This is a genomic window from Roseibium sp. MMSF_3412 (assembly GCF_030733265.1).
Classification (GTDB): domain Bacteria; phylum Pseudomonadota; class Alphaproteobacteria; order Rhizobiales; family Stappiaceae; genus Roseibium.
This window is the reverse complement of the sequence record NZ_JASHJI010000002.1, coordinates 309,364-335,329: the sequence shown is the minus strand read 5'-3', so window position 1 is coordinate 335,329 and position 25,966 is coordinate 309,364. Positions and strand designations below refer to the sequence as shown.

Genomic DNA, 25,966 nt, shown 5'->3' with positions numbered 1-25,966 from the left:
ATTTTGCGATCCGTGCTCCTGACGGTGGTCAGGATGAGGCGATCCTCTGCCTCTGCGCCAACAGGACCAGTGTCGTGCCGCGCTGTCCCGCCTGTTCCTTCAAGTACTCAAGCAAGTCTCTTTCGCCGAGCAGACCGTCGTCGCGGACCACGAGAAGGCGCGGCCGTCTGAGCAAGGCACGTGCAAGTCGGATGCGGATCTGCTCCCTGTCAGTGGAAATGCGCGCAGCGGCTGCGGTCCTGTCCGGGACGAGCCCCGGAAGTTTGCCGAGTGTTTCCTTTTGCTCCGTTCCGGCCTTTGTCCGGGATCCAAAAAGAACCGCTGGAGCAGCCTGCCGATAGACCGGAATGCCATTGCTGGGCGAGACAAGTGTCACGTTGCGCCAGAGCGCCTTGCGGTCAATGTCGGCAAACGTGTGGCTGGCAAGCCGAATATTCCTTTGAGCTTCTCGCAGCGTCAGGCCGCACAGGCATAGGGCCAGGTATTGCAGGTCCTGCGGTTCGTCCAGGCTCAGCCATTCGCAGGCGCCAGGCGCGATCCTGGTCGACAACAGTTTTCCGGAGGGGAGCCGCAGGTCGGAAATTTCGATCGCCTGGGACCAATCCGGCTGCGTGTTCGTGCCGGACCCCAGGGGCGCAAGCGGATCGGTGCTGAAAACCCGGCTGAGTTTCTCGCGCGCAACCCTGTTGGCTTCATAATACTCAAGCCCTGCTGCGCCGGCTTCGAGCTGGGCTGCCAGGAAGGCGAAAATCAGGAGGAACTGCGCAATTGCACCCGGTTCGACACTGCCGGACAGGGCATAAGCTGCGACGGCGGCCGGAAAGGTGGCCCGGCTTGCCGCTTTCATGGTTGCGGACCAGGTTGCGCGGCCAACGAGCAACGAGCAGACTTCTTCGCTTCTTCTTGAGAGCCTGTTGAGAACAGGCGCCAGTTTTCCGTGCAGCAGGAGAGGGAGACGCTCGGGCAGGGTTTTGCCGAGCAGCACAGCGATTGCACCCCGTTTTTGGCGGGACTCCCGGATGCTTTTGCGCAGGCCGGGCAGCGCCAGACCCGTCCCCAGAGCCCAGACCAGCAGGCATACGGACATTGGGATCACGTAGGCGGGGCTGGCCATTCCAATCCACGCGGCAAGCGTGATCAGGGTCGCACTCAGGGTCACGAGCGCGAGCAATCCCCTTGAAAGCCACAGTTTCACGGCCCCAAGGTCGTTCACAAGCCTGGTCAGAGACAATCCAGTTGATGGCGATTTGCCGTCGAATGGAAAAAGCAGGACGTGGCGTGCATAGGCCAATCGCACATCGTGCACATAAGAGAGTGCGAACCGTTCTGCTCCACGGTTCAGAAGAACGAATGCGCCGAGCGTGACGATGCCGGAAAGGCAGAGCACGGGCAATACGGGGAAGCTGTGGATGTGAGGCTGACCGGTCAGCAGAGCCGCAGAGCCGGCCGACAAGATGATCGCGCCCGTTGTCTGCGCGAAGCCTGTAAGGACAAGCCAGGCGCAGACAAGGCCGCGCCGGGCATTCCAGACAGGTGGAAGGCCCGGCAAGGGGGGCCGATGGCTCATGTCACTGCGCCACCGCGAGCCGGCCCGAGAGTGTCTGCTCCATGATACCGGAGACAGTGGTCGGGTTCTGAAGGTCAGCGAGTGAGAATGCGGGCACATCGACATTCATGACGATTTCGCGAACCGCCAGCGGTGACTGCATGACCGCACCGGAAACCCCGAGAACCCGGTAGTCAAGTTGCTGCAGGCTGTTCACACCCGCGACAGCGCCGAGCGCATCACCGGATGCAAAGACGACACCGTCAAACAGCGAATGCATGAGAGGGCTGGACGCGATCTGGCGGGTTTCATCCTGAAACAGTCCGTCGGCGATCTCGACGACCGCGACATCGCAATGAGACCTGTGAAGGGTCCGCAGCAGGTTGCGGGTAGTGGCAACGATCTTGTCGAGTGGTGTGCCGAAGGTTGTTGCAAGTCCGCCATCGGTGAAGTCGAGGACCTCGGCCGCGCCGGAATCGTGCATCAGCCAGGGGTCGCCGCCGGCGGCGGTGCCGGTAATTTTCAACGCACCGACCTTGTAGCCGCTCTTTGCAAAACCCCTGACCAGCGAGGCGGCGGTTGCCGTCTTGCCTGCATTCATCGATGTGCCGAAAACGCCAAGCACCGTGGAGGGCATGGAACATGCGATTGTCGGCAGCGCATAGTCTGCAAGGTTGAGGGCCCGGCCGTCGCCCCTGCACAGAATGCCGACCGGTTCCACGGATGTCGGCCCGGACAACCTGTCGTGCCACGAGGTTGCCTGTGCTGCTATGCCGCCGGCGGCAACCATGTGGCAGGGGGCCAGTGTTTCAGGCACATAGGCCTCGTATTGGTCCGGCGCATATCTGTTGCCGAATGCAAGCAGCACCTCGTCGCCGGGATGAAGCGTTGCCTTCCGGCCATTGGGAAGCTCGATCCGCTTGTGCGAGCCGAGCGTCTGGACGCGTGCCAGGACGATGTCGCCCGGTTTCGGCGTCGCGGCCTTTGTTGCAAGGTGGCTGTAGTCGGAAAAATTCACGCGGCGCACCGCGTAGGATTTCTTGGCGGCGGTCAGTCGGGCGGGAGCAATCGGTTCCATATCTGTCTCTCTCAACGTTTGCTGCGACCGCGACGCTGCGGTCATGTGAGAAACGGGCCCGCATCGGAAAAATTCCAGAGAACGCGATTTTTTTGAAAGGGATAAATCCAGGCACGCCGCGCTCGCTGTTGCACAGGGCCGGAAAACGTGCTTGAGCGATGGCACTGATCTGTTGCCCGTGATCGTTCAAGGCCGGGGATCCGGAACAGGCGAATTTGCGGTGATTGGCACCGAGTTGTGGTATCGAGGTCCAACGGAAGCGCCTATGGGCTTCGAAGATGAAAAAGACGTCCGGACACCGGAAGCCGTTCTGGATCGAACGCCCTTCCAATCTCCGGTAAGGAAAGTGAGACAAAGTTGACGAAGACGATTGCCTCTGAAGATCTGCAATTCAACATTTTGCGCCATCTGAAGAAGTCGCTCGGCAAGGACACGGCAAATGCGACCCTTTATGACTGGCGCACCTCCCTGTCTCTGGCCTTGCGTGATCTCGTCGTCGATCCCTGGTTTCAGTCCACCCGGAAAACCTACGAGGCCGCCGGCAAAAGGGTCTACTACCTCTCCATGGAGTTCCTGATTGGCCGTCTTCTTGAAGACGTGGCGGTCAATCTCGGGGCTGAGAGCGCTTCGCGTGCAGCCCTTGAAAGTCTCGGGCTCGACTATGACGAGGTGGTCCACGACGAGCCGGATGCCGCGCTGGGCAATGGCGGACTGGGACGGCTTGCCGCCTGCTTTCTCGACAGTCTTTCGACACTTGGAATTCCGGCCTACGGCTACGGTATCCGGTACGAACACGGCCTTTTCGAACAGCATTTCGAGAACGGGCGTCAGATCGAAGTGGCCGAGGGCTGGCTGTCTCAACGCCACACATGGGAATTCGAGCGTCCGGAGGTCAATTATCCGGTTGGTTTCGGCGGTCATGTCAACGGAACCTGGGAGCCCGCCGAGACGGTTATAGCCAATGCCTATGACACGCCGATCCTTGGCTGGAAAGCGCGTTGGGCCAACACGTTGCGGCTGTGGTCGGCCAAACCGACCGTTCTGTTCGATCTGGGCAGTTTCAACCGTGGCGATCTGGTGGGTGCGGTTGTTCCGGAAGCCCTGGCGCGGGCGATTTCGAGAGTGCTTTATCCCGATGACACGACGGAAGCAGGCAAGGAACTCCGGCTGAAGCAGGAGTATTTTTTCACCTCCGCCTCGCTGCAGGACATTGTCCGGCGCTTCAAGTCGGAAGGGTTCGATATCGAAACCCTGCCGGATCATGTCGCCATCCAGCTCAACGATACACACCCGGCCATTGCCGGTCCCGAGCTGGTCCGGCTGCTGGTGGACGAGAATGGCGTTGAAATGAAAACGGCCATCGATATTGCGAAGGCCTGCCTTGCCTATACCAACCACACCTTGCTGCCCGAAGCGCTCGAACGGTGGGATCTCGGCCTGTTTGCGCGCACGCTGCCGCGTCACCTGCATATCATCGAGATTATCGAGGAAGAGCATCTGGCAGCGACCGGCAGCCATGTCCGGATCATCGAGGATCACTCGGTCAAGATGGGCGAGCTTGCCTTCGTGATGGCACATCGGGTCAACGGCGTGTCGGCGCTGCACTCGGAGCTGGTGAAAAAAACCGTGTTTCACGATCTGAACCAGACCTATCCGGACCGGATCATCAACCAGACGAACGGTGTCACGCCGCGGCGCTGGCTCTATAGCTGCAACCCGCCGCTGCGTTCTCTGATCAGCGAGACGATCGGAGAGGGGTGGGTCGACGATCTGGAACAGCTGAGCCGGCTTGAACCGCACTGCGCGGACAGCGGCTTCCTGGATGCGTTCATGGCTGCAAAGCGGGCAAACAAGGAGCGGCTCGCCTGCTGGTTCTCTGACAAGACCGATCTGCAGATCGACCCGTCCGCCATGTTCGACGTGCAGATCAAACGTATCCACGAATACAAACGCCAGTTCATGAACATTCTGGAGACCATTGCGCACTGGAATGAAATCAGGGACAACCCGAACGGTGAATGGACACCAAGGCTGAAGATTTTCGGCGGCAAGGCTGCCCCGGGATATGTGGTCGCGAAGGAGATCATTCACCTGATCAACGACGTTGCCAAGGTGATCAATGCCGATCCCGTTACCCAGGACAGGCTGAAAGTCGTCTATCCGCCGAACTACAACGTTTCCATGGCGGAAATCCTGATACCTGCTGCCGACCTTTCGGAACAGATTTCCACGGCTGGAAAGGAAGCGTCCGGCACCGGCAACATGAAGTTCGCGCTCAATGGTGCCCTGACGATCGGCACGCTCGACGGTGCGAATGTGGAAATCCGAGAGCGGGTCGGTGCAGAGAATTTCTTCCTGTTCGGCCTGACGGCGGAGGAGGTGGTCGAGCGCCGGAACCAGCACGACTACTCGCGTGCGGCCATTGCCGCAAGCCCGCGCCTGACGCGGGTGCTCAACCAGATCGCCGACGGGCTGTTTTCACCCGGCGATCCGGGACGCTATCATGGCCTTGTACGTCTGTTACACGAGCATGACTATTTTCTCGTGACCTGTGATTTCGATGACTACTTCGACACCCAAAGGCAGGTCGACAGCGCTTTTGTCGATCATGCGCGCTGGGCGCGGATGGCGGCGCTGAACACGGCCCGCTCGGGATGGTTCTCGTCAGACCGGACCATCAGGGGCTATGCTGAAGATATCTGGAATAGTTCGTCCCTTCTGGACAGATCGTGAGGTAGGACATGAACGCGGCCGGTCATCGCCCGTTTCAGCAGATCAGCGAAGGCAGCTTTGACGACCCCTTCTCGGTTCTGGGACTGCACGAGGCCGGCGGCAAGCAGAGCCTGACGGTTTATCACCCGGACGCGGACGAAGTCGAGGCGATCGATCCGAAGACCGGCGCGCGCATTGCCGTGCTTGCTCCCCACGAAGCGGCCGGGATCTTTCATGCGGTCACCGACAGGGCTGACCGATTTGCCTACCGTCTGCGCTTCAAACGCGGCGGGGATACCTGGGATGCCGATGATGCCTACCGGTTCGGTTCGGTCCTTGGAGAACTCGACGAATACCTGATCGGTGAAGGGTCTCATCTGCGTCTCTGGGAGAAACTGGGTGCCCATGTGATGGAGCATGAGGGAAGCCGCGGCACGCATTTTGCCGTCTGGGCTCCCAATGCCCGTCGTGTGTCGCTTGTCGGGAACTTCAATTCCTGGGACGGGCGCCGGAACGTCATGCGCAGATGCGGCGGCACGGGCGTGTGGGAAATCTTCATGCCGGATCTTGATGATGGCTCCGTCTACAAATTCGAACTGACGGATGCCGGCGGCACTCTTCTTCCCGAAAAGGCCGACCCGTTCGGCTTCGGCGCGGAGCATCCGCCGAAGACGGCATCGGTTGTGCGCAACCTTGACCGCTACACCTGGAACGACGATGGCTGGATGTCGACACGCGGGGAGAAGCAGAAGATCGACCGGCCGATCTCGATCTATGAGGTGCATCTGGGGTCGTGGCGGCGCATTCCGGAGGACGGCAACCGGCCTCTCTCCTATCTTGAACACGCCCGCGAGCTTGTTGCCTACGCAAAGGACATGGGCTTCACGCATATCGAACTCTTGCCGGTGTCGGAGCATCCCTTTGACGGGTCGTGGGGCTACCAGCCGATCGGCCTGTTCGCGCCGACGATCCGCTACGGAACGCTTGACGAATTCCGCGCCTTTGTCGATGCGTGCCACGGCGCCGATCTTGGTCTGATCATCGACTGGGTGCCCGGGCACTTTCCCGAAGACGAACACGGTCTTGGACGGTTCGACGGCACGCCGCTCTATGAGCATGCCGATCCCAAGGAAGGCTGGCATCCCGACTGGCGGACCTACATCTACAATTACGGCCGCACGGAAGTTCAGAACTTCCTGATCGCCAACGCGCTCTACTGGATGCGCGAACACCATGTCGACGGCCTCAGGGTCGATGCGGTGGCCTCGATGCTCTACCGGGATTACTCCCGCAACGAGGGCGAATGGGTTCCCAATGCATTCGGCGGACGCGAGAACCTCGAGGCGATCGACTTTCTCAAGCGCGCCAACTCGCTCGTCTATGCCGACATGGATGGCGTCATGACAATTGCGGAGGAAAGCACCGCCTTTCCAGGTGTCAGCGCGCCCGTGGATGCCGGCGGTCTGGGGTTCGGCTTCAAGTGGAACATGGGCTGGATGAACGACACGCTCTCCTACATGCGGGAGGACCCCGTTCATCGCAAATACCACCACAACAAGATCGAGTTCGGGCTGCACTACGCCTTTTCGGAAAACTTCGTTCTGCCGCTCAGTCACGACGAAGTGGTGCATGGCAAGGGATCGATCCTCGACAGAATGCCCGGCGAGGGGCCGGACAAGTTTGCAAATCTCAGAGCCTATTATGGTTTCATGTGGGGGCACCCCGGCAAGAAGCTGCTCTTCATGGGCTCGGAATTCGGGCAGGGCTGGGAGTGGAACCACAACGAAAGTCTCGGCTGGCACCTGCTTGAAAACGACATGCACAAGGGTGTTCAGAACCTGGTGCGCGATCTGAATCGGCTCTATGCACAAACGCCCGCGCTCTATGAACTCGACAGCAAGGCCGAAGGGTTCGAGTGGATGGAATCGAACGCCGATGACTCCGTCTTTGCCTGGATAAGGCGCGGCAAGCCCGGCACACCGCCCGTGCTCGTGGTCAGCAACTTCACCCCGGTGATGCGCAGCGGCCGCCGGATCGGCGTTCCACAACGGGGAAAGTGGGTTGAACGCGTCAACACGGATGCAGCGGCCTATAGCGGAAGCGGGGCCGGCAACCTGGGAGGCGTATCCGCGGATGAAGTTGCCTGGTCCGGACAACCATTTTCGCTTTGCCTTACGCTTCCGCCTTTATGTACTCTGATCTTCGAATGTGAAGCACCGGAAAGCTGACCGGGCTGGCAAAAGGGGAGGAAGTGGGATGTCGATGCAGGATCAACGCAGTCTCGCGCGGCAGGCGATGGCATTTGTCCTTGCAGGTGGACGGGGCAGCCGCCTGAAGGAACTGACCGACCGGCGCGCGAAACCGGCCGTCTTTTTCGGCGGGAAAACGCGGATCATCGACTTTGCTCTTTCCAACTCCATCAATTCCGGCATCCGGCGCATCAGCGTCGCCACGCAGTACAAGGCGCACAGCCTCATTCGTCATCTGCATCGCGGCTGGGGATTCTTCCGGCCGGAGCGCAACGAGTCGATGGATATTTTGCCGGCGTCCCAAAGGGTCAACGAGGAGAGCTGGTATCTGGGAACAGCGGACGCCGTCTACCAGAACATCGACATCATCGAAAGTTACGCGCCCAAATACATGATCGTGCTTGCCGGGGATCACATCTACAAGCAGGACTACTCCAAGATGCTGGAACAGCATGTGAATTCCGGGGCGGAAGTCACGGTAGGCTGTATCGAGGCAACCCTGGAAGAGGCCAAGGGCTTCGGCGTCATGGCTGTCGACGAAAACGACCTGATCACCGATTTTGTCGAAAAACCCGCCGATCCGCCATCAATGCCGGGCAATCCGGATCTGGCGCTGTGCAGCATGGGCATCTACGTTTTCGAGACGAAGTTCCTGTTCGAAATCCTGCGGGAGGATGCGGCGGATCCAAGTTCGAGCCACGATTTCGGCAAGGATATCATTCCGAAACTGGTCAAGAACGGCAAAGCCTTTGCCCATCCCTTCAGCCGCTCCTGCGTGCAAAGCGGTCTTGAAAAGGAACCGTACTGGCGGGACGTCGGCACAATCGATGCGTTCTGGCAGGCCAATATCGATCTGACCGATTTCACGCCCAGCCTCGACATTTACGATACCGAATGGCCGATCTGGACGTATCAGGAGCTGAACCCTCCGGCGAAATTCATTCACAACGAGGAAGGGCGGCGCGGCCAGGCCATTTCCTCCATGGTATCCGGCGGCTGCATCATTTCCGGCTCCAGCCTGTTGCGATGCCTGATGTTCACGGGCGTGCGCTGCAATTCCTATTCGCGCCTGGAAGGTGTCGTGGCGATGCCGCATGTCGATATCGGCCGGAACGCGCGGCTGACAAATGTCGTCATTGACAGGGGCGTCCAGATCCCGCAGGACCTCGTCGTCGGCGAAGACCCGGAAATGGATGCCAAGCGGTTTCGCCGGACGGAAAACGGTATCTGCCTGATCACTCAGCAGATGATTGACAAACTCGAGGCCTGAACATGAACGTCCTCCTTGTTGCTTCCGAATGCGCGCCATTCGTAAAAACCGGAGGACTGGCCGATGTGGTCGGGGCGTTGCCGAAGGCACTGGAACCGCATGGTATCGAGAGCCGCATCATCCTGCCGCTTTACCCGGCGTTGAAAGATCTCGCCGGTGAGGCGCGTTTCGAGCTGGATCTGGGCGTTCTTCATGGCAGCCCCGCGCGGCTCGTTTGCGTCGAGGCGGAAGGGATCTCGCTCATCCTGCTGGATGCGCCTGATCTCTTCGATCGGGGCGCGGGCATTTATCTCGATGAGAGAGGGGCGGACTGGTCCGACAACGCGCAGCGCTTTGCCGCGCTGTGCGAGGCCGCCGTTCATGTTGTCCTCAACGGCATCGACGGCTGGCGGCCCGATATCCTGCACGCCCATGACTGGCAGGCGGGTCTGGCCCCCTGGTACCTGCGCCAGCAGGGTTCCGATATTCCATGCGTGCTGACCATTCACAACATCGCGTTTCAAGGACTGTTTCCTTCCGCGCTGATGAATGAACTCGATCTCGACGCGGACGGTTTCTCACCGGATGGCTACGAGTATTACGGCCAGATCAGTTATCTGAAGGCTGGCGTTGTCGCCTCTCGGCGGATCACGACCGTCAGCCCGACCTATGCGCGCGAACTGATGTCGCCGGAATTCGGCATGGGGTTCGAAGGATTGCTGCAGGCGCGCAGGGCCGACCTTGCCGGTATCCTCAACGGGATCGACCTTGAGGTCTGGGACCCGGAGACCGACCCGACAATCGCCGAGACCTACACGGCGCGCGCGCTCAAGCGGAAGACGGTCAACCGGACCGCGCTTGAAAAGCGGTTCAGCCTTTCCTCGAACCCGGAAGCGCCCCTCTTCTGCGTCATCAGCCGCCTGACGGAACAGAAGGGCTTGGACCTTCTTCTGGATGCCCTGCCGACCCTGGTTGGCCGAGGGGGACGGCTGGCGCTCCTTGGCAGTGGTGACGGCCAGTTGGAAGATGCCTTTCGAAAAGCGGCGGTCGCGCATGCGGGCAGCGTCGGCGCAATCATCGGCTATGACGAAAAGCTCTCTCATCTGATGCAGGCGGGGGCGGATGCGATCCTGATCCCGTCGCGTTTCGAACCTTGCGGCCTCACGCAGCTTTACGGACTGCGCTACGGGACCCTTCCGGTCGTCTCCCGCACCGGCGGGCTCGCAGATACGGTGATTGACGCCAACGATGCCGCCATCAAGACGGGATGCGCGACCGGGTTCCAATTCGCGCCCGTGACCGCGAGCGCACTCTCAGATGCCATCGACCGTGCCTGTTCTCTGTTTGCGGACCGCAAGCGCTGGGCTGCAGTCATGCGCAACGCCATGCGCCATCCGGTCGGCTGGGACAGCTCGGCCGCCGACTATCAGGCACTGTTTCAGTCCCTTTTTGACAGCCGCAGCGAGGGTGCTGAATGAGCACAAGGATGCTGCCGGGTTCGCCAAACCGGCTCGGTGCCCGTTTTGACGGCGAAGGCACGAATTTTTCGCTCTTTTCGGCGAATGCACAGAAAGTGGAGCTGTGTCTCTTCTCCGATGATGGCTTGAGAGAAACGCAGCGGATCACACTGCCGGAGCGCAGTGGCCCGGTCTGGCATGGTTATCTGCCGGGCCTGCATCCCGGCGCCCTCTACGGGTATCGGGTGCACGGGCCGTATGCTCCCGAGCATGGACACCGGTTCAATCCGAACAAGCTGCTTCTGGACCCCTATACACGGGAACTGAGGGGCGCGTTCCGCCAACATGAAGCCCTGCTTGGTTTCGACGCTTCCGACCCGGCAGGCGATCTTTCCTTCAGTTCGCTCGACAGCGCCGCCTATGTTCCGAAGGCGGTGGTGAGCGCGGCCGAAGTGCTTGTGCCCGAGACGGAACGGCCTCACTGCCGGGCGGACGAGATGCTGATCTACGAAGCGCACGTGAAGGGGCTGACGAAGCAACTTGCGGACGTGTCGGAAGAGCTGCGCGGAACCTATGAGGGCCTTGCATCGGATGCGGTGATCGAGCATCTGCAGAAACTGGGCGTCACCTCCATCGAGCTTCTTCCCGTTCATGCATTTGTCGACGATGCCTTCCTGGCAAGGAAGGGCCTGCGGAACTACTGGGGCTACAACACGATCGGGTTTTTCGTGCCCGAACCGCGCTATCACGGGCCGGCAGGACGGGCCGGGTTCCGGGCCATGGTGCAACGCTTCCACGCTGCGGGCATCGAGGTGATCCTGGATGTTGTCTACAATCACACCGCCGAAGGAGACCACAGGGGACCGACACTCAGTTTCCGCGGGATCGACAATGCGTCTTACTACCGGCTGATACAGGGGCAGTCCCGCTACTACGTGAATGACACGGGAACCGGCAACACCGTCAATGCCTCTCATCCCTTTGTGCTGAGGATGATCCTTGACAGTCTGCGTTACTGGGTCGAGGTCATGGGGGTCGACGGCTTCCGCTTTGACCTGGCAACGACTCTTGGCCGGGAGGCGCATGGCTTCGACCCGAATGGCGGATTTTTCGATGCTCTGCGGCAGGACCCGATCCTTTCAGATGTCCATCTCATAGCGGAGCCGTGGGACATTGGACCGGGTGGGTATCAGCTCGGCCATTTCCCGCCTGAATTCGGTGAGTGGAACGACCGCTTCCGCGACACCAGCCGGCGTTACTGGCGTGGTGACGATCACAGCACGCAGGAACTGGCAGGCTGCGTTCTTGGCTCGGCAAGCCAGTTCGACCGTGACAGCCGCCGGGCGTCGTCTTCCGTCAATCTGATCACGGCGCATGACGGTTTCACGCTGGCCGATGTGACGCGCTATGCGCAACGCCATAACCTTGCCAACGGCGAAGATGGCAGGGATGGCCACAACGCCAATTTCAGTGACAATTTCGGCGTTGAGGGCGATAGCGACGATCCCCTGATCAGGGCAAACAGATCGCGCCGGCAACGCAATCTGCTGGCAACGCTGTTCCTGTCGCAAGGCACGCCCATGCTGCTTGCAGGAGACGAGATCGGCAACAGCCAGAACGGCAACAACAATGCCTACTGCCAGGACAACCCGATTGGCTGGATCGACTGGGAAAGCCGGGACGACGGGCTTGCCGATTTCGTTGCAGGGCTTGCAGCGCTGCGCAAGGACCATTCCAGCCTGAGGCAATCCCGGTTCCTGCACGGCGCGACGCGGGAGCTTGACAGAAAACCCGATGTCGAATGGCTCGACTTCAACTGCAGGCCGCTGGATTGGCGGGATCCGGGACTGTCGTCTTTCGCCCTCGTCCTCAGAGGATCGGGCGAATGCCCACGAGACGCCCAGGTCCACGACACTCTGTTGCTCTTGTTCAACCGGGACAATGACGACCTCGAGGCGCGCATTCCGGATTGTCCCGATGGCTTCTTCTGGCGGCTCGAACTCGACACCGCGGTCGAAGACGCCTTTCCACAATCCGATGCAGGGCCGGACACTGTTTTTGTTCAGGGACAATCGGTCGTGGTCCTCGCCCTGATTGCATTGAGCGAACGCCCATGAGCGGGTCAGCACTACATGAACTGGCACAGCTCTGCGGGGTGCTACCGGCGTTTCATGACCTTCAGGGCAATGAGCACCGGACCAGCGACGACACCCGGCGCGCAATGCTCCGGGCGATGCGTATTGAAGCTGGAACCGAGAGCGACGCGGAACACGCCCTGGAACTCCTGAAATCGGAGCAGGCCGCCCATATCGTGTCGCCCGAGTTTGTCGTGACGGCGGGACATGGGGTGCTCATTCCGGTCCGGAAGGCCTGTGACTGGTCACTTTGCACGGAAGACGGACAGGTGATCGTGCAAGGTTTTGCCGAGCATCATGTTGACCTGCCTGCCCTGGAGGTCGGTGTTTACCAACTGACGGTCACATCCGGCGAGCACAGGCAAACGGCCCTTGTTCCAGCCGTTCCCCGGCAGACACCTTCGCTTGCGTCGCGCTTTGGCCGCGAACGCGCCTGGGGCGTGACCGCCGCACTCTACGGTCTGAAGTCGGAACGCAATCTCGGTTTGGGCGACTATGCCGATCTGGCGAACCTTGCCCGAACACTCGGTGAAAAGGGAGCCGGTTTTCTCGGCATCAACCCGATCCATGACTGGGGCTGGTCGACAACCGATATCGCCAGTCCCTATTCGCCATCGCACCGCGGATTTCTGAACACGCTGCATATCGCAGCTGACGCTATTCCCGGTCTTGCAGACAACCCGAACGCGGCGATACTGGTGGGCCGGGTGCGCGACACGGTCGATCGGGGCGCGCGTTCGGTCGACTATCAGCAGTTCCGGGCGCGGTTGCAGCCTTTGTTGAGAGATCTTTTCGCCCTGTTCACGCAGGACGCGGACGAGGGCTCCCGGGCGCGATTCCGGGATTTCGTTCAGGCGGGCGGAGATGATCTGCATCTCTTCGCCACTTACGAAACGCTGGCCGTCACGCATGGCGAGACCTGGCAGCTCTGGCCCGATGCGATCAGGAACCCGAAAACGGGCACACAGTCGACCGCCGATCCGAGGGAGATCGATTTTCACATGTGGCTGCAATGGGTTGCCAATGTGCAGCTGGAGCGCATTTCAAGTGCGCATGCCATGCCTTTGGGGCTCTACCTCGACCTCGCGGTGGGCGCGCGCCGCGACGGGGCCGAGGCGTGGATGGGGCAGGACAGCCTGGCGGCCGGTGTTTCGCTTGGCGCACCTCCGGACCATCTCAGTCCCGAAGGTCAGAACTGGCAACTGGCCGCGTTCGCGCCCTCGCTGAGCGCAAAGACGCACCACCACAATTTGCGCAGTGTGCTTCGGCAGTCAATGCGATCGGCAGGTATCATCCGCATCGATCACGTGCTCGGTCTGAACCGGAGTTTCTGGATCCCTGACGATGGCAGTCCCGGAGCCTATATTCAGCAGCCTTTCGAGACATTGCTCGCGCTGGTCGGGATCGAGGCCCACTACGCGGACTGCCTTGTGGTCGGCGAGGATCTCGGGCTGGTTCCGGACGGATTCCGCGATGCGCTGAGCGCGCGCGGCTTATACAGTTACTCCGTTCTGCAATACGAGAAAGAAGCCGACGGGTCTTTCCGCGATCCGGCGCATTTGCGCCCGCACAGTCTGGCGTGTTTCGCAACGCATGATACGCCGACCCTTTATGGCTATTGTGCGGGACGGGACATCGACTGGTGGCAAAGGCTTGGCTGGGTGGATGCAGGTGGTGCCGGACAGTTGCGGGAAGAGCGCCGATCTTCAGTCGCGGCCCTTGTACCGGACGGAGCGGAACCTGGCACCGCCATACATAACCGGCTGGCGCACGCGCCCGTTGCCATGGCGTCGGTTCAGCTCGACGACATACTCAAGGAAGAAGAGGCGCAGAATTTGCCGGGGACGATCGACGAACATTCCAACTGGCGTCGCATCTACGATGCATCACTGGAAACGCTCGGCGCGGTTCCAGAACTCAACGACACGGCGGGGCTCATGCAGGCTGCCGGACGCGCGAACATTTATCCGGACGGAGACGACTGACATGGATATCAAAGTGGTTGCAACAAATCCGATTGACGGACAAAAGCCCGGAACGTCCGGTTTGCGCAAGAAGACCCGTGTCTTCATGGAACCGCACTATCTTGAAAACTTCGTTCAGTCCGTGTTCGAGGCGATCGGCGGTGCGGCGGGCAAGACATTCGTGGTCGGCGGCGATGGCCGCTATTTCAATGCCGAAGCGATCCAGACAATCCTGCGCATGGCGGCGGCGAACGGAGCGGAAAGGGTCATAGCAGGGCGGGGCGGGCTCCTGTCGACGCCGGCCGCATCCCATCTAATCCGCAAAAATGGGACCGATGGCGGACTGATCCTGTCCGCGAGCCATAATCCGGGTGGGATCGACGAGGATTTTGGCCTCAAGTTCAATATTCCGAACGGCGGACCGGCGCCGGAGGGGGTGACCGAAGCCATCTTTGAGGCGACGAAAACGATCTCCCAATACGTGACGGTTGAGACGCCGGATGCAGACCTTGAACGCATCGGGAACCAGAAGATCGGCGGAATGATCCTCACAATTGTCGATCCAGTGGCGGATTACAAAGCCCTCATGAAAGAGCTTTTCGACTTCGAGGCAATCCGCGCGCTTATTGCATCCGGTTTCCGGGTTCGATTCGATGCGATGCATGCGATTACCGGTCCTTACGCAAAGGCGATCCTGGAAGGGGCTTTGGGCGCTCCGGAAGGAAGCGCGATCAATGCGGTGCCTTCGGTCGACTTCGGTGGCGGGCACCCGGATCCGAACCCGGCCTGGGCCAAGGAACTGATGGCCGAACTGATGAGCGACGACGGGCCGGATTTCGGGGCTGCTTCGGACGGTGACGGCGACCGGAACATGATCCTCGGCCGGAATTTCTACGTCTCGCCCTCGGACAGTCTTGCCGTCCTGACGGCGAACGCGCATCTGGCACCCGGATATGCAAAGGGCATTGCCGGTGTCGCCCGTTCGATGCCAACCAGCGCTGCTGCCGACAGGGTTGCCGCGGACCTGGGCATCGAGTGTTTTGAAACGCCGACCGGCTGGAAGTTCTTCGGCAACCTGCTGGATGCCGGACGGGCGACGATCTGCGGCGAGGAGAGCTTCGGAACAGGCTCCAACCACGTACGCGAGAAGGACGGTCTCTGGGCCGTTCTGTTGTGGCTGAACATCCTGGCGTCCAGGAAGTGTTCCGTTGCCGAACTGGTACAGGATCATTGGAAGAAATATGGCCGGAACTATTACTCCCGGCACGATTTCGAGGCCTTGCCGAAGGATGCTGCGACCGCATTGATGGACCGCGTGACCGGTCAACTGAGTTCCCTTGCCGGTCAGACGGTTGCGGGACTGACTGTCGAGGCGGCCGACAGTTTTGCCTATGAAGACCCGATTGACGGGTCGAAAAGCAGCAATCAGGGACTGCGCATCCGCTTCACCAATGGCGCGCGTGCGGTCTTCAGGCTATCGGGGACCGGAACCGAAGGGGCGACCTTGCGGCTCTACATAGAACAGCTGGAGACAGATCCGGGTAAACTGGACCAGGACGTTCAGACGGCGCTTGCGCCGGTGATTGCGGCAGCGCACGAAATTTCAGGGATTTCACAACTGAACCGGTCCGGTCCGGATGTGATTACCTGACGGTGCTGTTTCGGGGCTTTGGGGTGAGGATCAATCCTCCCTTGAGCCTTTTTTCAATACTAATCGCGTGTTTCCGTTGATTTTCCGCTCTCCCGACAACGGGGAGCGGTTGCTGTCATGTTGACAGCGATTATGAATTTCTATTGCACTGCAACAAAATTATTGCACAAAAAATAGCTCTGCGCATAATGCGGGCATGAGTAGCGGAATTTCGATCCTCGTCATCGATGACAACAAGATCAGGGCGTCCATCATCGAAGAGGGGCTGCGCGATGCCGGACATGATGAGGTTCTTCTCGTTCACAACATGGACGGGCTTGTCCGCCAGATCTCTGAAATCAATCCTGATGTGATCGTTATCGATCTGGAAAACCCCAATCGCGATCAGCTGGAGCACATGTTCCAGGTTTCACGCGCGGTCAGACGGCCGGTTGCCATGTTCGTGGACAAGGCCGACAGCCAGTCGATCGAAGCGGCTGTGGACGCGGGCGTATCCGCCTATGTGGTCGACGGTCTCAAACGCGAGCGCGTCAAGCCTATTCTCGATATGGCCGTCAGCCGCTTCAACGCGTTCTCCAAACTCTCCAAGGAGCTGGAGGATGCGCGCACGGAGCTGGCAGACCGGAAAACCATCGACCGTGCGAAAGGTATCCTGATGAAATCGAAAGGGCTGTCCGAACAGGCGGCTTACGATCTTTTACGGCGGACCGCGATGAACCAGAGCCGGAAGATCATCGATGTGGCCCAAAGCCTCGTCATCGCCAGCGGCTTGCTGGGAGACTGAACATGACAAAACACAATTCTTGCCGGGGAGAGGCGGCCAAGTCGGAAATCGGAGGAACGTCGTGGGGCAGCTGACACCCGTATTTGCAGGCTTCATTCCACTTCTGGACAGCGCGGTTCTTGTCGCCGCCAAGGAGATCGGGTTCGCCGAGGAAGAAGGGATCGCGCTGAAGCTGGTGCGCGAAACTTCCTGGGCCAATATCCGCGACCGGGTTGCCGTCGGACATTTCGACGTGGCGCACATGCTCGCGCCGATGCCGATTGCCGCAAGTCTGAACCTGACCAGCCTCGCGGTTCCCATGCTCGCCCCCATGATCCTGGGGCTTGGCGGCAATGCAATCACCGTTTCGACCGCGCTCTGGCAGGTCATGTCGGAATTGGGGGCAGACCGGAACGGCGATCCGGCCTCGACCGGGAAAGCCTTGGCAAAAGCGGTTGCCCGGCGTGGTGAAAATGCCGGAACTCCTTTGCGGTTCGGAGTGGTTCATCCTTTTTCCGGTCACGCCTACGAATTGCGCTACTGGCTCGCCGCTGCGGGTATCGATCCCGACAAGGATGTCGAAATCACGGTTCTGCCGCCACAATTGATGGCCGACGCGCTCGCGGCAGGGCAATTGGACGGTTACTGCGTCGGGGAGCCGTGGAACACGGCTGCCGTTGTTGCGGGGACAGGCCGGATCGTCACCTACAAGCAGGCCATCTGGCCGGACAGCCCTGAAAAGGTTCTCGGCGTGACGCGAAAATGGGCGCACTCGAGCCCGGAAACGCTGGCCGCGCTGATGCGCGCCATGTCGTGCGCAGCCGACTGGTGCGCCGACCCGGCGAATTCCGAACAATTGACCAGCTTGCTTGCCGGGCCTGATTACCTTGCCTGTGTGCCGGATCTCTGCCGGCCGGCCTTGAGCGGCAATGTGCGCTTCGGCGCGACAACATCAGTCGCGCGTCCCGACTTCCTTAAGTTTTCCGGAGGATTGGCAGCAGCTCCGTCCCCCGCGCACGGAAAATGGTTCTACGATCAGATGGTCAGGTGGGGCCAGGCCGACTATTCCGCCGAGGGCGAGGCTGACGTCCGCACCATTTTCTCGCCGGCACTCTACCGGGACGCCCTGCAGATTGAGGTTTTGCCGCCGGAAAAATCGATCCGGCTTTTTGACAGTGTGCCGGCATGACAGGTGCTTGGGCTGAGCGTCCGGCGCGTGTGCTTTCAAGTGTGTGCGCTGCACAAAAAACTGTCACTTGCCTCAAGTCGCAGCCAACAATTCGTGCATCCGGTGCCGTGCTGCAATTTTGGGCGCATGTCTAAGGATATAAAAAATAAAAAGAAATGGTGTTTCTGCTGAGTTGGCACGCTTCGTGCTTTCTACATCTCGTGGCCGACGCTGGCCTAAATCATATCGCGTCCATTGACGGACGCCCAGGCAAAGCCGCCGTTCTGGTCTGCACCTCTCCTCCCTTTCGCAGACCAAGACGGCGGCTTTTTCAATTTGAGCTGGCGTCCTCAAAAGGGCGCTGAAGACAAGAGGGAACAGGACGTGACGAACACAAAGAAATTCCAGATGACCCGCCGGCTGGCGTTGGGGGCCCTGATGGCCGCAACAGCCTTCGTGCCGGCCTCGTCCGCATTTGCGGAAATGCTGGATGTCGAGAAGGACGAACTGACCTTCGGCTTCATCAAGCTCACCGATATGGCACCGCTGGCAGTCGCCTACGAGCTTGGCTATTTCGAAGAAGAAGGCCTCTTCGTCACGCTCGAGCCGCAAGCCAACTGGAAAGTGCTTCTGGACCGCGTCATCACCGGCGAACTGGACGGCGCTCACATGCTTGCCGGTCAGCCGCTTGCAGCAACGATCGGCTTCGGCACCAAGGCGCACATCGTCACGCCGTTCTCCATGGACCTCAACGGCAACGGCATCACCGTTTCCAACGAGATCTGGGAAATGATGAAGCCGCATATCGAAATGCAGCCCGACGGCAAGCCTGTTCACCCGATCAAGGCATCAGCCCTGAAACCGGTCGTCGACCAGTTCATCGACGAAGGCAAGCCGTTCAACATGGGCATGGTCTTCCCGGTCTCGACCCATAACTACGAGCTGCGCTACTGGCTGGCTTCCGGAGACATTCACCCGGGCTTTTATTCCAAAACCGATATTTCAGGTCAGATCCAGGGCGAGGCCCTGCTGTCCGTAACGCCGCCGCCGCAGATGCCGGCGACGCTCGAAGCCGGAACGATCTACGGCTATTGCGTTGGTGAGCCGTGGAACCAGCAGGCGGTCTTCAAGGGGATCGGCGTACCGGTCATCACGGACTACCAGATCTGGAAGAACAACCCGGAGAAGGTGTTCGGCCTGACCAAGGAATTCACCGAAGAGAACCCGAACACCACCCTCGCCATCACCAAGGCCCTGATCCGTGCGGCCAAGTGGCTCGATGAGAACGACAATGCGAACCGCATGGAAGCTGTGGAGATGCTGGCTCGGTCCGAATATGTCGGTGCCGATGCCGAGGTCATCGCGAACTCCATGACCGGAACGTTCGAGTTCGAAAAAGGCGACAAGCGCGAGATCCCGGACTTCAACGTGTTCTACCGCTACTACGCGACCTACCCGTACTACTCCGACGCGGTCTGGTACCTGACGCAAATGCGCCGCTGGGGACAGATCCCGGAGCACAAGCCGGACAGCTGGTATGACGAAGTCGCCAAGTCCGTCTATCTGCCGGAAACCTACCTGAAGGCTGCACGCTTGCTGGTCGAGGAAGGTCATGTGGCGGAAGAGGACTTCCCGTGGGAGTCCGATGGCTACCGTGCACCGACCCCGGCTGCCGACATCATCGACGGCATTCCCTATGACGGCAAACAGCCGAACGCCTATATCGACAGCCTGCCGATCGGCCTGAAAGGCAAGCAGATCGTTGACGGCAGCGAAGTCGTCGGCGGCTAAGCCGGACCCAGGAAGCAGCGGGCGTTCGTCCGCTGCTTCGCTTCTGAAATTCCAATTCAAGAACAATGGACGCACCCCATGGCCAATGCCGACACCGCCGGATCTCCGGATCTCGCCCGGGCCGCCCGGAAAGAAAAACTCTTCACCTGGATCAACAAGACCGGCGGCTGGCTGGATGCGCTCGGGTTCTCCTGGCTCGTGCCGCTGATGAAAATCGCGGCGGGCGACAGCCCCAAGGAGCAGCTGGGTGAACTGAAACGCGTGCTTCTGATCCCGCTCCTCGGCATCGCGGCGTTCCTGGTGCTGTGGGGTGCGCTCGCGCCGCAAGTGCAGACATCGCTCGGCGCGGTTCCAGGTCCTGCAGCGGTCTGGAGCCAGGCAATCAACCTGTGGGACGACCATGTGCGCGAACGCGAGAAGGCGGCCGCATTCTATGAGCGGCAGGATACGCGCAACGCAAAATTCGAGGCGGAAGGCAAGACCGACAAGATCAAGTGGCGGAACTACACCGGCAAGCCGACCTATATCGACCAGATCGGCACGTCGCTCAAAACCGTTGGCCTGGGTTTCCTGATCGCGACGATCATCGCTGTGCCGCTTGGGATCGCCTCCGGTCTATCCAGATCCTTCAATGGCGCGATCAATCCGCTGATCCAGATTTTCAAACCGGTGTCGCCGCTGGCGTGGCTGCCGATCGTCACGATGATCGTGTCGGCCACCTATGCCAATCCCTATGACTGGCTGTCCAAGTCCCTCCTGATTTCGGCCGTGACCGTGACCCTCTGTTCCATGTGGCCGACGTTGATCAACACAGCACTCGGTGTGGCCTCGGTGGACAAGGATCTGATGAATGTCGGACGTGTCCTGCAACTGCCGACCTGGAAGACCGTCACCAAGCTCGTGCTGCCGTCGTCCCTGCCGCTGATCTTCACAGGGCTGCGCCTGTCCCTGGGTGTGGGCTGGATGGTTCTGATCGCCGCGGAGATGCTTGCGCAGAACCCGGGCCTCGGCAAGTTCGTCTGGGACGAGTTCCAGAACGGATCTTCCCAGTCGCTCGCCAAGATCATGGTGGCGGTTCTGACCATCGGTCTCATCGGTTTCATGCTCGACCGTCTTATGTTCGCCCTGCAGCGCGCATTCACGTTCAGCGCCAACCGCTAAGGAGACAGGTATGTCCTTTCTGGAAATATCCGGTGTCTCCAAGTCCTACGGCGAAGGTGCGAACCGTACGGACGTCCTGGACGACATCAACCTGAAGGTGGAAGAGGGCGAGTTCATTGCCATTGTCGGGTTTTCCGGCACCGGCAAGACCACGCTCATTTCCCTGCTCGCCGGCCTGATCGAGCCCGATCAGGGCGGGGTGATCTTCAAGGGAAAAGAGATCGACGGACCGAGCCCGGACCGGGGCGTGGTGTTCCAGTCCTACTCCCTGATGCCATGGCTATCGGTGACAGGTAACGTGGCGCTGGCCGTCGACACGGTCTTCAGGAGGAAGTCCGCCAAGGAGCGCAAGGCCATCTGCGACAAGTATATCGAGATGGTCGGGCTCGCCCATGCAAGGGACCGCAAGCCGGCGGAACTCTCCGGCGGAATGCGCCAGCGGGTGGCCGTTGCACGGGCGCTCGCCATGCAGCCCGAACTCCTGTTGCTCGACGAACCGCTGTCGGCGCTCGACGCCCTGACACGTTCCAAACTGCAGGACGAGTTCGCGGCGATCTGCGAGCAGGAAAAGAAGACGATTGTCCTGATTACCAACGACGTCGACGAGGCCATTCTGCTCGCCGACCGGATCATCCCGCTGAAGCCCGGTGCAAAGGCAACGCTCGGTCCGGAATTCGCGGTGCCGTTCAAGCGTCCGCGGGATCGCGGTGAACTCAATCATGATGACGATTTCATCAAATTGAGAGCGGATATCACCGAGTATCTGATGGCCGTCGGCGCGGAGCGCGGAGCGGATATGGAACGCGACATCGTTCTGCCGAACATCGTGCCGATCACGCAGCGGATGCCCAAGGACGACAAGCTGCCGTCCGCTTACGAGCGCGCCGCCGAAAGCGTGAAGGACAATCGTTTCCTCGAGTTTTCGCAGCTCAAGAAGGTTTATCCGACGCCCAAGGGGCCGCTCACCGTCGTCGACGGTTTCGACCTGAAAATGAACAAGGGCGAATTCATAACGCTGATTGGCCATTCCGGCTGCGGCAAGTCGACGGTGCTCTCCATGGTCGCGGGGCTCAACCCGATCACGGAAGGCGCAATCATCCTTGACGGAACGCATATCACCCAGGCCGGACCGGACCGCGCAGTTGTGTTCCAGGCGCCAAGCCTGATGCCCTGGCTGACCGCCTACGAGAATGTCGCGCTTGGCGTCGACAAGGTCTATCCCGACGCGTCCAAGTCCGAAAAGCGGGATGTTATCGAATACTACCTGTCGAAGGTGGGTCTTGCCGATGCCATGCAGAAGGCAGCGGCGGATCTTTCGAACGGCATGAAACAGCGTGTCGGTATTGCGCGCGCCTTCGCGTTGTCGCCGAAGCTCCTGCTTCTGGACGAACCCTTCGGGATGCTCGACAGTCTGACCCGCTGGGAGCTTCAGGACGTCCTGATGGATGTTTGGAAGCGGACGCAGGTGACAGCCATCTGCGTCACCCATGACGTCGATGAGGCGATCCTTCTCGCGGACCGGGTCGTGATGATGTCGAACGGGCCGAACGCGCGGATCGGCAACATCATGGATGTCGACCTGCCGCGCCCGCGTTCGCGCAAGGAGCTGCTCGCTCACCCGGACTACTACGCCTATCGCGAAGAGTTGCTGGACTTCCTGGAAGCCTATGAAGGCGGTGCAGACCCCAGCGAAGAGCAACTCAAGTCCATCCAGGAAAAGCGTGCTGCGCGCATGGCCCGCCAGAAGGCGGCCGTCGAAGCGGCCGAGTGAACGCAGGAGTGAAACCAGACATGACGCCAGATCAGATCCAGCTCGTGCAGGCCTCGTTCGCAAAGGTCGTTCCGATATCCGACAAGGCAGCCGAGCTTTTCTACGGCAGGCTTTTCGAGATTGCCCCTGAAATCAAGCCGCTCTTCACGTCCGATATCGAGCAGCAGGGTCGCAAGCTGATGACCACGCTTGGCGTGGTCGTGAACGGGCTCTCGGACTTCGATGCGGTCTTGCCGGCCGCAAAGACACTTGCGGTCAGGCACGTGGACTACGGAGTAACGCCCTCCCATTACCCACCTGTTGGTGCGGCTCTGATCTGGACCCTTGAACAGGGTCTCGGAGACGACTTTGACGATGCAACCAGAACCGCATGGAGCACAGCCTATGCCGTGCTCTCGAACGTGATGATCGAAGCTGCCTATTCAAATGTGGAGGCCGCGGAGTAGACCGATGGAAAAGAAGAAACTTGTCGTCATCGGAAACGGGATGGCGCCGGGACGGATGCTGGAATACCTGTTTGAAAAGGACAGGGACGCTTACGACGTCACCATTTTCAATGCCGAGCCGAGGGTGAACTACAACCGGCTCATGCTGTCTCCGGTACTCTCCGGTGAAAAAGCCTATGAGGACATCATCACCCATGGTGATGACTGGTACGGCGAAAACGGGGTCACCCTGCACAAGTCGGCAAAGGTTTCGGAGATCGACCGGACCGCGAAAACGGTGACTGCCGAAAACGGTGTCAGCGCACACTACGACAAACTGGTGATCGCGACGGGATCGAACCCGTTCATCATCCCTCTTCCGGGCAAGGACCTTGACGGTGTCCTGACATACCGCGATCTGGACGACGTGGAGAAGATGCTGGAAGCCGCCAAAGGTGGCGGACGGGCCGTCGTGATCGGCGGCGGCCTTCTTGGTCTGGAAGCAGCCGCCGGTCTGAAGATGCAGGGCATGGATGTAACGGTGCTGCACCTGATGCCCACCCTTATGGAGCGCCAGCTTGACCCGGCTGCCGGTTTTCTTCTTGAAGAGGAATTCAAGCGCCGTGGCATCGAGGTCCGCACAAAGGCCAACAGCCATGAAATCCTCGATGACGGCTCGGGACGGGTGAAAGGCATCCGGCTGGACGACGGCACCGAAATCGACGCGTCGATCATCGTTATGGCGGTGGGCATCCGTCCGTCTTCCGATCTTGCCAAATCCGTCTCGCTCGATGTCGGGCGTGGTGTTCAGGTCGGCGACGACATGCGCACCAATGACCCTGATATCTATGCGCTCGGGGAGTGTGTTGAACATCGCGGCATGTGCTACGGACTGGTCGCCCCGCTCTACGAAATGGCGGAAGTCATCGCGGACAACCTACTGGGCGGCACAGCGGAATACACCGGGTCCGTGACCGCGACCAAGTTGAAGGTGACAGGTGTCGATCTTTATTCCGCTGGCGATTTCGCCGAAGGCGAGGATCGTGAGGAAATCGTCCTTCGCGATGCGGCCGCCGGGGTCTACAAGCGACTTGTGCTGAAGGACAACAGGATCATCGGTGCGGTTCTTTACGGGGAAACCGCCGATGGTCCCTGGTTCTTCGATCTCCTGAAAAAACAGTCGGATGTCTCCGAAATGCGCGAGACACTGATCTTCGGCCAGGCGTATCAGGGGGGTGCCCCCCTGGACCCTACGGCGGCCGTTGCAGCCTTGCCGGATGATGCGGAAATCTGCGGCTGCAACGGCGTATGCAAGGGCAAGATTGTCAACGCGATCACCGAGAAGGGACTGACATCGCTCGATGATGTCAGGGCGCATACAAAGGCGTCCGCATCCTGCGGAACCTGCACAGGGCTTGTCGAGCAACTGATGCAGGTGACGCTCGGCGATGCCTACAATCCGGCTGCGGTGACACCCATGTGCGGCTGCACGCATCTGGGTCACAGCGAAGTGCGCCGGCTTATCAAATCCAAGCAGTTGAAGACCATTCCCGCGGTCATGCAGGAGCTGGAATGGACGTCCTCGGGCGGGTGCGCGAAATGCCGTCCGGCGCTGAACTATTACCTCGTCAGCGACTGGCCGGACGAATATGCCGACGATTACCAGTCGCGGTTCATCAACGAGCGTGTTCACGCCAACATCCAGAAGGACGGAACCTATTCCGTCGTCCCGCGCATGTGGGGCGGCATGACGTCCTCCAAGGAATTGCGGGCGATTGCCGATGTTGTCGACAAGTTCAACATCCCGGCGGTCAAGTGCACGGGTGGTCAGCGTATCGACATGCTCGGCATCAAGAAGGAAGACCTTCCGGCCGTCTGGGCGGATCTCGGCAAGGCCGGCTTCGTCTCCGGCCAGGCCTATGCAAAGGGTCTGCGGACGGTGAAGACATGCGTCGGGTCAGACTGGTGCCGGTTCGGAACCCAGGATTCCACTGGTCTCGGCATCAAGATCGAGAAGTTCATGTGGGGGTCCTGGACACCGGCCAAGCTCAAGCTCGCCGTCTCCGGCTGTCCGCGGAACTGCGCGGAAGCCACCTGCAAGGACATCGGCATCATCTGTGTCGACAGTGGCTACGAGATCCATTTCGCCGGTGCGGCGGGCCTCGATATCAAGGGCACCGAGGTGCTGGGTCTCGTCCGGACTGAAGAAGAGGCGCTCGAGCACGTCGTTGCACTCACGCAGATGTACCGCGAGCAGGGACATTACCTGGAGCGGATCTACAAGTGGGCGAAGCGGATCGGCTACGACGAGATCCGCAGCCAGATCATGGACGATGAAGACAAGAGGAAGGCCTTCTTCGACCGCTTCGTCTTCAGCCAGAAATTTGCACAGGTTGATCCGTGGTCCGAGCGTGTATCCGGCAAGGACAAGCATGAATTCAAGCCCATGGCGATCCTGCAGGCGGAGGCAGCCGAATGAACGCGGAAACGAGAAACTGGGTGGCGATCGGAGATCTGGCCGACATTCCGCGGGAAGGCGCACGCGTAGTCAAGACCGATCGCGGCTGCATTGCCGTGTTCCGAACCGTCGATGACGAGGTCTTCGCCCTGGATGACCGCTGTCCGCACAAGGGCGGGCCCCTCAGTCAGGGCATCGTGCACGGGTCTTCCGTCACATGCCCGCTGCACAACTGGGTCTTCGATCTGGCGACCGGCCTCGCGCGCGGTGCTGACGAGGGCTCCGTTCCGGTGACGGCGGCGCGCGTGGAAAACGGCAAGGTGTTGCTTGCCGCCGACGATCTGGCCCGCCGGGCCGGATGAAGGAAAGACCGGAAGATGGCGCTTGA

Annotated in this window: 17 protein-coding genes; 15 read left to right on the top strand and 2 right to left on the bottom strand. The window is 60.2% G+C overall.

Annotation, left to right across the window (positions count from 1 at the left end; translation table 11 throughout):
• Nucleotides 1-28: 28 nt before the first annotated feature.
• Together RBB49_RS05245 and RBB49_RS05240 are read right to left on the bottom strand one after the other, a co-directional pair.
• Complete coding sequence (locus tag RBB49_RS05245; protein WP_306141638.1) at nucleotides 29-1,567, bottom strand: hypothetical protein; 1,539 nt, start codon at nucleotides 1,565-1,567, stop codon at nucleotides 29-31.
• A 1-nt stretch (nucleotide 1,568) separates the two neighbouring features.
• Nucleotides 1,569-2,624 carry a hypothetical protein gene (locus RBB49_RS05240; protein ID WP_306141637.1) on the bottom strand — a complete coding sequence of 352 codons (1,056 nt, stop codon included), beginning with the start codon at nucleotides 2,622-2,624 and terminating at the stop codon, nucleotides 1,569-1,571.
• Between the two features lie 357 nt (nucleotides 2,625-2,981).
• Between RBB49_RS05240 and RBB49_RS05235 the strand changes: the two genes are divergently transcribed.
• From RBB49_RS05235 to nirD, 15 genes are all read left to right on the top strand, one after another.
• Complete coding sequence (locus RBB49_RS05235; RefSeq protein WP_306141636.1) at nucleotides 2,982-5,357, top strand: glycogen/starch/alpha-glucan phosphorylase; 2,376 nt, start codon at nucleotides 2,982-2,984, stop codon at nucleotides 5,355-5,357.
• An 8-nt stretch (nucleotides 5,358-5,365) separates the two neighbouring features.
• On the top strand, nucleotides 5,366-7,564 hold the full coding sequence (gene glgB / locus RBB49_RS05230) for a 1,4-alpha-glucan branching protein GlgB (protein WP_306141635.1): 2,199 nt from the start codon (nucleotides 5,366-5,368) through the stop codon (nucleotides 7,562-7,564).
• A gap of 28 nt (nucleotides 7,565-7,592) precedes the next feature.
• The gene (gene glgC, locus RBB49_RS05225) at nucleotides 7,593-8,855 is read left to right on the top strand and encodes a glucose-1-phosphate adenylyltransferase (protein ID WP_306141634.1); all 1,263 of its coding nucleotides are present in this window, start codon (nucleotides 7,593-7,595) and stop codon (nucleotides 8,853-8,855) included.
• A gap of 2 nt (nucleotides 8,856-8,857) precedes the next feature.
• Entirely contained in the window at nucleotides 8,858-10,312 is a 1,455-nt protein-coding gene (gene glgA, locus RBB49_RS05220; RefSeq protein WP_306141633.1) for a glycogen synthase GlgA, read from the top strand.
• Nucleotides 10,309-12,408, top strand: coding sequence for a glycogen debranching protein GlgX (gene glgX, locus RBB49_RS05215; protein WP_306141632.1), 2,100 nt, complete (start codon nucleotides 10,309-10,311; stop codon nucleotides 12,406-12,408). The genes glgA and glgX overlap by 4 nt, the downstream gene beginning before the upstream one ends.
• Nucleotides 12,405-14,411: a 4-alpha-glucanotransferase gene (malQ, locus tag RBB49_RS05210; RefSeq protein WP_306141631.1), complete on the top strand. Its 2,007-nt coding sequence runs from the start codon at nucleotides 12,405-12,407 to the stop codon at nucleotides 14,409-14,411. The genes glgX and malQ overlap by 4 nt, the downstream gene beginning before the upstream one ends.
• Nucleotide 14,412: 1 nt before the next feature.
• Nucleotides 14,413-16,041, top strand: coding sequence for an alpha-D-glucose phosphate-specific phosphoglucomutase (locus RBB49_RS05205; protein ID WP_306141630.1), 1,629 nt, complete (start codon nucleotides 14,413-14,415; stop codon nucleotides 16,039-16,041).
• Between the two features lie 196 nt (nucleotides 16,042-16,237).
• A complete protein-coding gene (locus tag RBB49_RS05200; protein WP_306141629.1) occupies nucleotides 16,238-16,825 on the top strand; it encodes an ANTAR domain-containing response regulator in 588 nt (195 codons plus the stop codon).
• 61 nt (nucleotides 16,826-16,886) lie between these two features.
• Nucleotides 16,887-17,993, top strand: a complete 1,107-nt coding sequence (locus tag RBB49_RS05195) for a CmpA/NrtA family ABC transporter substrate-binding protein (RefSeq protein WP_306141628.1) — start codon at nucleotides 16,887-16,889, stop codon at nucleotides 17,991-17,993.
• A 387-nt stretch (nucleotides 17,994-18,380) separates the two neighbouring features.
• Entirely contained in the window at nucleotides 18,381-19,763 is a 1,383-nt protein-coding gene (locus RBB49_RS05190; protein WP_306141839.1) for a CmpA/NrtA family ABC transporter substrate-binding protein, read from the top strand.
• Between the two features lie 78 nt (nucleotides 19,764-19,841).
• Nucleotides 19,842-20,924 carry an ABC transporter permease gene (locus RBB49_RS05185; protein WP_306141627.1) on the top strand — a complete coding sequence of 361 codons (1,083 nt, stop codon included), beginning with the start codon at nucleotides 19,842-19,844 and terminating at the stop codon, nucleotides 20,922-20,924.
• A gap of 10 nt (nucleotides 20,925-20,934) precedes the next feature.
• A complete protein-coding gene (locus tag RBB49_RS05180; protein WP_306141626.1) occupies nucleotides 20,935-22,695 on the top strand; it encodes an ABC transporter ATP-binding protein in 1,761 nt (586 codons plus the stop codon).
• A 20-nt stretch (nucleotides 22,696-22,715) separates the two neighbouring features.
• Nucleotides 22,716-23,141: a globin family protein gene (locus RBB49_RS05175; RefSeq protein ID WP_306141625.1), complete on the top strand. Its 426-nt coding sequence runs from the start codon at nucleotides 22,716-22,718 to the stop codon at nucleotides 23,139-23,141.
• 4 nt (nucleotides 23,142-23,145) lie between these two features.
• Nucleotides 23,146-25,599, top strand: coding sequence for a nitrite reductase large subunit NirB (nirB, locus tag RBB49_RS05170; RefSeq protein ID WP_306141624.1), 2,454 nt, complete (start codon nucleotides 23,146-23,148; stop codon nucleotides 25,597-25,599).
• The gene (gene nirD / locus RBB49_RS05165) at nucleotides 25,596-25,940 is read left to right on the top strand and encodes a nitrite reductase small subunit NirD (protein ID WP_306141623.1); all 345 of its coding nucleotides are present in this window, start codon (nucleotides 25,596-25,598) and stop codon (nucleotides 25,938-25,940) included. The genes nirB and nirD overlap by 4 nt, the downstream gene beginning before the upstream one ends.
• Nucleotides 25,941-25,966 lie beyond the last annotated feature (26 nt).